8 protein-coding genes are annotated in these 10074 nt (G+C 58.0%); 3 read left to right on the plus strand and 5 right to left on the minus strand.

Annotated elements, in window-relative coordinates:
* The 5 genes from K206_RS42150 to K206_RS0132510 form a co-directional block, all read right to left on the minus strand.
* Positions 1–424 (minus strand): gamma-glutamyltransferase (locus K206_RS42150; protein WP_369796939.1); only part of this gene is annotated, 424 nt, incomplete at its 3' end.
* Positions 425–539: 115 nt separating this feature from the next.
* Positions 540–2399: an FAD-binding oxidoreductase gene (locus K206_RS39975; RefSeq protein ID WP_020206477.1), complete on the minus strand. Its 1860-nt coding sequence runs from the start codon at positions 2397–2399 to the stop codon at positions 540–542.
* Positions 2400–2482: 83 nt separating this feature from the next.
* Positions 2483–3817 (minus strand): hypothetical protein, encoded by a 1335-nt coding sequence (locus tag K206_RS0132505; RefSeq protein ID WP_155888369.1) that lies wholly within the window; start codon positions 3815–3817, stop codon positions 2483–2485.
* Between the two features lie 12 nt (positions 3818–3829).
* Complete coding sequence (locus K206_RS42155; RefSeq protein WP_081651594.1) at positions 3830–4636, minus strand: alpha/beta fold hydrolase; 807 nt, start codon at positions 4634–4636, stop codon at positions 3830–3832.
* 15 nt (positions 4637–4651) lie between these two features.
* A complete protein-coding gene (locus K206_RS0132510; RefSeq protein WP_029044343.1) occupies positions 4652–6517 on the minus strand; it encodes an FAD/NAD(P)-binding protein in 1866 nt (621 codons plus the stop codon).
* Between the two features lie 320 nt (positions 6518–6837).
* Here K206_RS0132510 and K206_RS39980 point away from each other — a divergent pair, with 320 nt between their 5' ends.
* The 3 genes from K206_RS39980 to K206_RS0132525 all read left to right on the plus strand — a co-directional run bounded on the left by K206_RS39980 (position 6838) and on the right by K206_RS0132525 (position 10053).
* Complete coding sequence (locus tag K206_RS39980) at positions 6838–7758, plus strand: LysR family transcriptional regulator (protein WP_052166036.1); 921 nt, start codon at positions 6838–6840, stop codon at positions 7756–7758.
* Between the two features lie 635 nt (positions 7759–8393).
* A complete protein-coding gene (locus K206_RS0132520) occupies positions 8394–8870 on the plus strand; it encodes a Fur family transcriptional regulator (protein WP_196812952.1) in 477 nt (158 codons plus the stop codon).
* A gap of 97 nt (positions 8871–8967) precedes the next feature.
* Complete coding sequence (locus K206_RS0132525) at positions 8968–10053, plus strand: GTP-binding protein (RefSeq protein WP_020206482.1); 1086 nt, start codon at positions 8968–8970, stop codon at positions 10051–10053.
* Positions 10054–10074: the final 21 nt, after the last annotated feature.

A 10074-nucleotide genomic window follows, 5' to 3' on the forward strand; every position in this document is an offset into this window, starting at 1 on the left:
CACAAAATTCCTGACACGTCCGCCGCCACGGTAATGTGCCAAAGCGGCGGTGCGCATCCCAGAGTCCACGGACGGTACCAGGTACTGCCACCGAATGATTACCGACTATGCACATGTCTGGCACCACTTCCCCCGTATCGTCAAGATACATATCGTGTCGCGCATTCGCAGGAGCGCATTCGCGATAGTCGAGGAAGTACGGCAAACCGTCGCAATGGATATTCATAAACCCGCCACCACCGATATTTCCCGCTTCCGGATAAGTAACGGCCAGCACGAATGCCGCCGCGACTGCGGCGTCAATAGCATTGCCGCCTTCGGCCAGTACGGCCCCAGCCTCGTTCGCACTGTGGACATCGGGGGCCGCTACAGCGGCCGCCTTCAGCGTTGCCAGTGTCTGCGCCCTGGCTCTCTGCTGCTGCATATCCTTGGTCGCATCAAGAGCCTGCATGTCTTGCTCGGACACGTGCGGAACCGGCTTCGTGTTGGAAGTTTCCATACTGAGGCATGTCTGGATGAAATGATTGGAGAGGATCGCATTAGCCGAACATCGCCTCGGAAAAATGCGCGGTGTGCAGCGGCGATGTGGCGGTACCCAGAAACACGCTCGGACGGTTCGGGTGATAGGCCAGGTGCATCGGGTGCTCACGGCACTCGATCGCATCGATCACAGCCTGCGCGATTTCCGGTGCCTGTGCGAATCCGCCGGTATTGTGGCCTCCCGTGATAACGCAGCACCCACCCTGCGCGCCGGGCAGAATCTCGAATACGCCAAGACCTGACGAGGTCCAGGGACGTACGCAGTATTTGAAATTGTCCCGCAGCGTACCTGCCTCCTCCGCTGCGCGGTACGACGCTGGGAAGTACTTGGTCGCAGTGTCGACGAGTCCCTGGTAGATCTTCTGCAACAGATCACTATCGATGTTGCACGGATCGATTCCGGTATGGCCATATCCTGATCCGATTACCAGAATCGGCCTGCCGCCCTCATCCAACGCTACCGTCACGTTGGCGTCCTCCGTGATGTGCCCCCTTCTAGCCAACTTCAACGAATGCCTAAGATCAGGCTCGATGTTTGGAATCCGCATCCAAGCGCCAAGTACGCCGTGAATCTTCTCCTTCGTTTCAGTGCCAGTCAGGAGCGCGTCGCCATATGCACCGGTCGACAGCACGTAGTGATCGGCCTCCAGCAGTTCGCCGTCGATCTGCACACCACGGACAAGCTGCGATTGGTCCAGCACAATTCGCTCCGCGCCGCGTGCCCATGTGAACTCGGCACCGTGTGCGCTCAGGCGCTGTAGCAGTTGTCGAGCGAACTTGTGCGAATTTACTGTAAAGCCCACCACATGGATTCCGCCGGCGATATGACCTCCGCGCACGGCGTCGGCCAGCGCAGGATGATCCCGCGCGATTTCCTGCGGAGTCAGCACGGACCGAGTGGCGCCGATGCGATCTTGGCGCAGCACTGCAGCCTTAAAATGCGACTTTTCCGAGTAGAGCCGTAAGATACCTTCACGCAGCATCGCAGCTGTGAATAGCTCCGGATCGCGCTCGATCCAGCGCATCCACTTCGGATAGCTCGCGCGGGTTAGCGCGAAGATGTCGTCGTTGTACTTGTCTGCCAGCCAAGTGGGAATACCCTCAAACTCCCTGACCCAGCGCAGCTCGTTTTCTGAGAGCGACTCCTGCCAGCGAACGTTCCATCCAAGCTCAGTCACATTGCGTCGAAACAGATTATTCATGGTCAGGGACACCTGTCGGTCGTTGTAGTTGTCCATTTCTGACAATGTGAACATCCGCGCGTCATCACCGCCGTGACTGCAGCCATAGGATGTCCACGGCTCCGCAACGCGCGGGTCCGGGCGGGCGTCGATGAAATGGACGGCGTAGCCCTCCTGCTGCAATCTGTAGCCTGATATGAGATTGACTAGCCCCGCCCCGACCAACAGGATCTTCCTGCGACTGTCGAACCTGATTGGCGACGCCGTTCTGACGCCGGCGAATTTCGATCGCAACATCTTCCGAACCCAGCGTCCCTCGAGCAGACTGAACGCATTCAAGTAAGCGTCGCCCAGGGACGCCCCGGCCGCCTGAAGCGCTACTTGATTTCCCACTTCGATTTCACCTGCAGGCGCATAGTCGAGCAAGTCCTGAGCATTCGGATCGGGAACTAAGATGCGTACGACAAAAACGGTTGATGCACGCGCGGCAGCCCATTCATCAACGACCCTCCTAGGGACAGGACCGATCGAAATCAACGCGTCTACCCCGCTCTCGACGAGTGTGCGTGCCAGCATGTCCTGACTCTTGTTCAACAAATCGGGGCGATACACAACGTTGTCTGCAAGCAGAGAATCCTGAAGCGGTTTGTCCAACAAATCTAGCAGCAGTATCTTCATGGTGGTATCCGATGGAATATCTTTCGATGATCACGGATGGCGTGATGGCATCTCCAATTTTCTGGTTTCAGGCCTAGACCACGTCAGCCGTTCTGCCGAAATCCAAATAGCGTCAACAGATAAACATAGATAATCATCATGCCGATAGTGCAGAATCGCCAGTTCGACATATAGCTGGTGTCGCGGCTTGACACGTGAAGGCTCGTTGCGGCGAGAATCGCGCAGATCGATACCGGGGACATCAGATTGGACATCACGAACATCGATGTCCAGGCGAGATATTGGATATACGTCGGTCCCAATACACTTGAGTCCACCAGCGGAAAGAAAATACCGAATAAAATCATGGGGTGTACGCCCAATATTGTCACAACAGGCAGCACGGAAATCAGCAGTACCGCGATCACGTAGGGGTTGCCTAGCCATGCACGTACGGAATTTGGCAGGTGTGTAGCTAAGTCAAAATGACCGATCGTGAAGATCAGTAGGCTGGACGCCGCAAGAAGCAGTAGTTCCGGCGCGATACCGTCTATGCTCTTTGGCACCTCCTTCGCCACCGTCTGCGCCACCTTGCCGCCCGCCAGCACTACCGATTCGATGCAGTACCCGATCATCATCGCGAACGCAAATGACCAGGTCAAATTGCGTGTCATCACGTAGATGAATGTGCCTGACGCAGCCATAACCGCCACAAGCAAAAAAGGTTTGAACTTGCCGATGATGCGAGACCCGCCACCGATATCAGCAATTTCAAGACGCGGCGTCAACGATCCCGCGACAATGAATAGTGCAAGCGGCGTGCCGACCAGTAGCACCGAACCAGTGTCCAATTGCGGGATCGCCGCTGCAATTGATGCCGACGCCACCGTCGTCGGAAGGATAAACATCGATGCACACAAGGATCGCATCGTTATGCGCGAGATACTCAGCCTGTTCTTCACCTGCGGCCCACACACTGTACCTATTAGCGAGATCGCACCCAGGCTGGTGAACAGGGTGAGCACCATCGTGGCTAACGCCACACGTGCGGTATTCAGGGGACCGGCCGGCGGTTTGACCAGCCTGCTGCTGACAAGCGAGGAAAGGCCGGATCGCGTCATGCTATGCCGAAAGATCGAAACACCTGCGAGTAGGCACATTACCGGTGCGAAGCGGCCCATCGCCTCCAGCAGTTGTGGCGTGTCAACCAAATTGACAAGCGGCGGAATGCAGACCGTGAACATGCCCACTGCGTACCATAAAGTCTGCTTCTTGCAACTCTCCTTTGATAAACATAGGATGGCGATCGGAATGCATATGATCACCCCGAGATTCGATGCAATCTTCGGTAGCACCGCGGAAAACGACGTCGCTGCAAGCAGCAGTGTCGATACCAACATCAGCGCACTAATTTTCTGCCAACCATGCAGCATATTCATCCTCCCGTGGTGTCAGATGGATTGCAGAAACTCTGTGAGCAGATGCGGTTCGGTTACCATCGGATCATGTCGCGCGTCCAGCTCTCGCCAGATCCAGCCTGACTGCGAGCGGATATCTTTTTTGAGCTTCGCGAGCGGTGCGAACGAATGAGCGACACAGTCGACGTACATACGCGGCACACCGTTCCCGAGGGGGTTCTGGATATGGAATCTCTCCTGGTATGGACCGACCGGATGCGATGTCAGTAAAGACCCGACCCACGCTTTGTCTTCCTCGGTATCGATGCCGTAGCTGCTAAGTGGGGGAGGCGGAATTGCAACTCCGTTGCCCTCTCGTGCGACCTGCTCCAGCCGCTTCCTTGTGATTTCGGCTGGCTGCGCCTCGAACGCTGACACGCCGTTTGGTACCACGAGCGCATCGAGATAGATGAGTGTCCTGAGCGTCTGTGGGATTCGGTCGGCCACGCCACTAATGATGAGGCCAGAAAAGCCACTACCGACCAGGACGACATCACTAAGTCCCTCGTACTGAATGTGGTTGACGATGCTTGTAATATGAGTGGTGAGATCAATTTCCCTGGACAAGAGATGTTTGGCCTCACCGACCCCCGGCAATGTCGGCGCGGACACGTAGTGCCCTGCCGCGCGCAGTTCAAGGGCGACCTTTTTCCAACACCAACCGCCATACCATGCGCCGTGAACGAGGACAAACGTCTGAGCTTTCGATATCCTCGGTGAGCCTTGCGCATTGACCTGCTGTGTGGCCAGCGCACCCATTGCGAGGCTCAGTGCCCCAATGTTGAATTTGCGACGATCCATTTTTCCGATCTCCTATCAGGCTACGGCAACGTTGGGCGATTGATCTTCGCCGTGGCATACTGCGATGTCATCTACCATTGCGATAACCGCACGCCCTGCGTCCTGGAGACCGCGGGAGTTTGAATACGGCCGCGGTAGCACGTAGGTGTAGAAGTGAGCGCCCTCCACTACATAGCCGAGGGCCCAGAGATTCCGAATTACTTCGCCATCGCGTTGGATCACATTCACTTCGGGAGTGATATCGATACCGCTCGGCTTGAATGCGCCGTTTCTAAACGGCGTAATAGCGCCGGATGCGATCATGCTTCTAATCAACGGAGATGGACTTGCTTCAGGTTCAAACAGATCGACCTTGGCGCGGATCAACACATCGAATGCCTCGCTTGCCGGGTGCCCGAACCTGTCAGTCGACAATGTAAAGCGCTGGTTTTTCTCGTCATAACCAAGTTCGGGCTTGGGACCGAAGAATGTCAGAATCCCTGCATCGATGAGAGCAAGCATCTCCATGTTCCGCTCCTTGGGTGGCCCGCTTGCAATTCGATTGCTGATGGAGCACCAGTAGGACAGGAAACGCTGGTGTGATGCGGGTGTCAGTCGGCAGTAGTCCACCGCGTGCCGAATGTTGTCGCGGATATCTCTGAGTATGTCCGCTGCTGCCTTGCGCGGGTTGTCCACATTTCCGCCGAAGCAATCGGCGATGTCCTCGACCAAGTGCTGGCGGATGAAATTTTTGTATTCTTTTTGGTCGGCAAATGTGAGGTGCTCGGCGGGCACCATCAGTAGGTCAATTGCCGCGTCGACTTCCGGCTCAACCTGATAGGTGGTCGGGTCGGCCCACTCGCCGGAGACTGAGCTCGAATACACATAGGCCATTTCCTTCTTGAGCGTCGGCCACAAGTCACGATCGAAATCGAGCTGCGCGTTGCCGCGGTCAATCTGGTTCTTCGAGCAGCACGCATCTACGAAATCACGCGTGAAGAACTTCGCCTTGTACTGACCATATGTGCCCTTCTGGTTCACTGCTCGCCCGCCAGCCGGTAGACCTTGGCGCGAAAACATGGTGATTCGCGGCTCTCGCCCACAGGGAATGTAGCGATACCGATCAAAGGACAATTTCTCGAAACGACCGCCCAGCCCGATCGTCAACGCCGAGATTGCGTCCGCTGCCGTAAGCCCGGTCCCGCAAATTGCAACCTTTGCCTGCGCGCTGATGGAATTTAGCGACGAGATCGGATATGGAGTTCTGAAATACGCCATATGACTGTTTCCGGCCCTGGCCGAGACCACCCAGTTCTCCACTTTGCGGTCGAACGAATCCTTGCCGCCTAGACTGTGCCCCATTGTCATGAAAACATAGTCTGCGTCGATCTTGAATCCACCTTCGAGAGTTACGTCAATCCGATTGTCAGCAACCGGGCTGATATCGACGGCAGCCCTGCGATGATTGATCACGTTGACATAGTCCGGCATATCTTCGAGCAGTTGGTCGTACACCCAGGTCAGGTACTCCCCGAGCACTGCGCGCGGCAAATAGGTGTTCTCTTCCACTGGCTCGCCCTCGTCGGAAATGACAAAGCGACTGCCTAGCTTCTTATAGCCCCGTTCATGTGCCCACTCTAGAAAGGACAGGCCGGGAAGTACTGGGCCGGAGTCAACAACGGATTCATCGCAATACATCGTGATCTGGGCGGCAATGGTATTCACCAGCAGATGCTCGGGTTGACTCCACTCATGGATACCTTGCCCCGGCGTCGACGGATCGACCAAGTGCAAATCCATTCCCGTACCCAGTCTCCTTTCTGAGAGCACTGCGCGCAATCGCTCGAGCACCGTCAATCCTCGTTGCCCCATACCAACAATGACGACATTAATATTCTTCATATTCAATCCCAGACCGTTTGATCACCGCATATAACGCCCCAAGGCAGTCGACACAAGCAGTCACTCGTGACCCATAAAATAGCCACCAGCAACATAGCGATCGCCGGAATAACTTGTATAAATCGCTGCAAATCCGACTGCTCGAATGGAGTCTACTTTCCTCCAGCCACAGATATATAATTAATATTTTTTATAATCAATTCTATTTTCTTGAATTAGTTCACAAAAAAATATAGAAAAGAGATACTAATCATCCCAATGTATTTTTTTGGGTGAAATCAAGCAGACATGATGTGTGCGGCATAAGGGAGGGACGTCAAGTGGATCTAAGGGCACTACAGATTTTCAAAGCGGTGGTTGACGAAGGCGGCGTGGCACGCGCCGCCGAGCGTTTGCATTGCGTGCAGTCGAACGTCTCCATACGCATCCGGCAACTGGAAGACATGCTCGGCACACGTCTTTTTGAACGCGTCGGCAAACGTTTGACAGTTACGCCTCGCGGAATGGTGCTGCACAGTTACGCGGGGCGCCTACTGCAACTCGCAGACGAGGCGAGGCAGGTTGTGAGAGGGCCCGGAACACCAGGTGCGGAGTTGCGCATCGGCGCGACAGCGACGGCCGCAATACAGCATTTGCCGGGGCCACTGACCGACTTCCATCGTTCTCATCCCACGGTCCAACTGCATGTCAATGTGGCCACCACCGACAGCATTGTGCGTGACGTCCTTGCGCAGGATCTCGACATCGGCATCATCATCGGAGCAATGTCGCATCCTGATTTGCAGCAGGTTGAGATCGACGACGACGAGCTAACCCTGGTGACCAATTGTGGGCGCCGCCTGCTTCGTTCCGCGAAGGATCTGGCCAGCACAATATTGATCGGGTTTCCCGAGGGTTGCTTCTACCGTGACAACTTACTACGCTGGATGGCGGAAGCAAACATCCCGGTTCATCGCACGCTTGAGTTCGAGACTACCGAGGCCGTCGTCGGCTGCGTCGCTGCTGGATTGGGCGTCACACTCATGCCAAGCGCGATCATTGAAAATCTTGGGTCCAAGCATCGGGTTAAGTGCCACCCGTTTCCAGGAAAGTACAGACGTGCCCAGACCATGATGATTTGGCGCAATGACTGCCAGCATCAAGCCAAATGCCGCTGGCTCGCAGAAAGCTTCCTTGACCGCCCAGTCCTACCCCATGCTTTTCACGGTCAGCACGGGGCATTGTTGCCGGTGACACCTTAGTGCCGTTTCATGTGACTCTGGCACCGCTGTTCGCAAGTAAGCAATCGTCGTGGGTTTTGCCCGCATCGGCATCAAGACCGCGGCGCCTCGTACAGGCGCATGCCACGCGACAGTGATGTGCTACGGACCGAGCCGGACCCATGCGCGCCCAAGACACTTTCTCCACGACCTGCTTAGTGGCTGTTTCAAAATGAAGCGAAGCGGTCCTGGCCAAGCGCACGGCCGCAGACAGTACAAGCGATACGGCAAGGCTGTGCAACGACGCCAGATTCTTTTTGAAACGACCAAGAAGTGTGAAAAGATGCACTTTTATCTCCATAACCAACGGTTCAGCGGAAGAAGTTCAACATTTCCTCCGCGACGGCGATAGCAACCCCACTTGTCGGCGACCGGCACCTCGCCCAATTGCAGGCAAGACGGCGCGAAATCGGGGAACGGCAACATATGCATCGGGATACCGCGGGATAAACCCCACAGCCCGTTGTTGTCGATGATGGATACCTCCGGAAGACGGCCGCCCACGCTATCCGCCCAAGCGCAGTTGACGCAACTGAATTGCATCAGTACCGGCGCTATGGTTAAATCGGCCCATGAGCAGCAGCCCCACCCCCAACCTGGCCGCGCCGGCCCCCGGCATGACGCCGGCGGCGGCCACCCTGGACGCCGCCCACGAGCGCCTGCGCGAGCTGGGCGCCCGCGTCACCCAGCCGCGCCTGGGCATCCTGGCCTGCCTGATGGAGAGCAGCGAGGCGCTGACCCACCAGGCGGTGATCGACCGCATGCCGGCCGACGGCGAGGCGGTGGACCGCGTGACCGTCTACCGCGTGCTGGACTGGCTGGTCGAGCAGGGCCTGGCGCAAAAGCGCGCCGGCCACGACCGCGTGTTCCGCTTCAGCCTGGTCGAGCACGAGGCCGCGCGCGCGCAGGCGCACCGCCAGCACAGCCATTTCCATTGCAGCCGCTGCGACCGCACCTTCTGCCTGGACGGCGCCAGCGTGCCGGCCCAGGCCGCGCCCAAGGTGCCGAGCGGCTTCGCCGTGGAGCACGTGGAACTCACCGTCAACGGCGTCTGCGCCGAATGCGGCGCGCACACGACCGGGCGCGGCCAATGAACGCCCGCGCCGCCCGGCACATGCCGCCGGCATCACCCCAATCACACCGGCCCCGCGCACGGCAGGCCTGCGGTATTCCCTTCCCGGAGAAACAACAATGTCCAAACTGACCCCGGTCACCATCCTGACCGGCTTCCTCGGCAGCGGCAAGACCACCTTGCTCAAGCGCATCCTGAACGAGCAGCACGGCATGAAGATCGCCGTGATCGAGAACGAGTTCGGCGAGGAAAACATCGACAACGAGATCCTGGTCCAGGATGGCCGCGAGCAGATCGTGCAGATGAGCAACGGCTGCATCTGCTGCACCATCCGCGGCGACCTCGTGGCCGCGCTGTCGCAACTGATGACGCAGCGCGACGCCGGCGAGATCGGCTTCGACCGCGTGGTGATCGAGACCACCGGCGTGGCCAACCCCGGCCCGGTGGCGCAGACCTTCTTCATGGACGACGAGATCGCCTCGCGCTACCTGCTCGACGCCGTGATCACGCTGGTGGACGCCAAGCACGCCAACCTGCAGCTCGACAAGCAGGAGGAGGCGCAGCGCCAGGTGGGCTTCGCCGACGCCATCTTCATCACCAAGGCGGACCTGGTGGACGAAGCCGACGTGGCCGAGCTGCGCCACCGCCTGCTGCACATGAACCCGCGCGCGCCGGTGCGCACGGCGCATTTCGGCGAGGCGCCGATCGAGACCATCTTCGACCTGCGCGGCTTCAACCTGAACGAAAAGCTCGAGATCGACCCCGATTTCCTGCGCGCCGAGGCCGAGGAACACGATCACGATCACGACCACGCGCACGGCGAGCACTGCGGCGACGACTGCGGCCACGACCACCACGACCACCACGACCATCATCACGGCCACGATCACCACCACCATCATCACCACACCGACCGCATCGGCTCGTTCGTGTTCCGCAGCGAGCGGCCGTTCAACTACGCCAAGCTGGAGGAATTCCTGTCCGGCATCCTCTCGGTCTACGGCGAGAACCTGCTGCGCTACAAGGGCGTGCTGTACATGGACGCGGTCGACCGCAAGGTGGTGTTCCAGGGCGTGCACCAGCTCATGGGCAGCGACATCGGCGCCAAGTGGGGCGACGAGACCCCCGGCACCAAGATGGTCTTCATCGGCGTCGACCTGCCCAAGGACGCCATCCTGAAGGGCCTGGCGACCTGCCTGGCCTGACCCCGCGGCGGGCGCCCTCCG

The organism is Cupriavidus sp. WS (assembly GCF_000395345.1).
Taxonomy (GTDB): domain Bacteria; phylum Pseudomonadota; class Gammaproteobacteria; order Burkholderiales; family Burkholderiaceae; genus Cupriavidus; species Cupriavidus basilensis_B.

Coding starts and splice junctions, on each gene's coding strand:
- K206_RS0132510 (WP_029044343.1), bottom strand. CDS start 6,517: ATGAAGAATATTAATGTCGTCATTGTTGGTATGGGGCAACGAGGATTG.
- K206_RS42155 (WP_081651594.1), bottom strand. CDS start 4,636: ATGGATCGTCGCAAATTCAACATTGGGGCACTGAGCCTCGCAATGGGT.
- K206_RS0132525 (WP_020206482.1), top strand. CDS start 8,968: ATGTCCAAACTGACCCCGGTCACCATCCTGACCGGCTTCCTCGGCAGC.
- K206_RS39975 (WP_020206477.1), bottom strand. CDS start 2,399: ATGAAGATACTGCTGCTAGATTTGTTGGACAAACCGCTTCAGGATTCT.
- K206_RS0132505 (WP_155888369.1), bottom strand. CDS start 3,817: ATGAATATGCTGCATGGTTGGCAGAAAATTAGTGCGCTGATGTTGGTA.
- K206_RS0132520 (WP_196812952.1), top strand. CDS start 8,394: ATGACGCCGGCGGCGGCCACCCTGGACGCCGCCCACGAGCGCCTGCGC.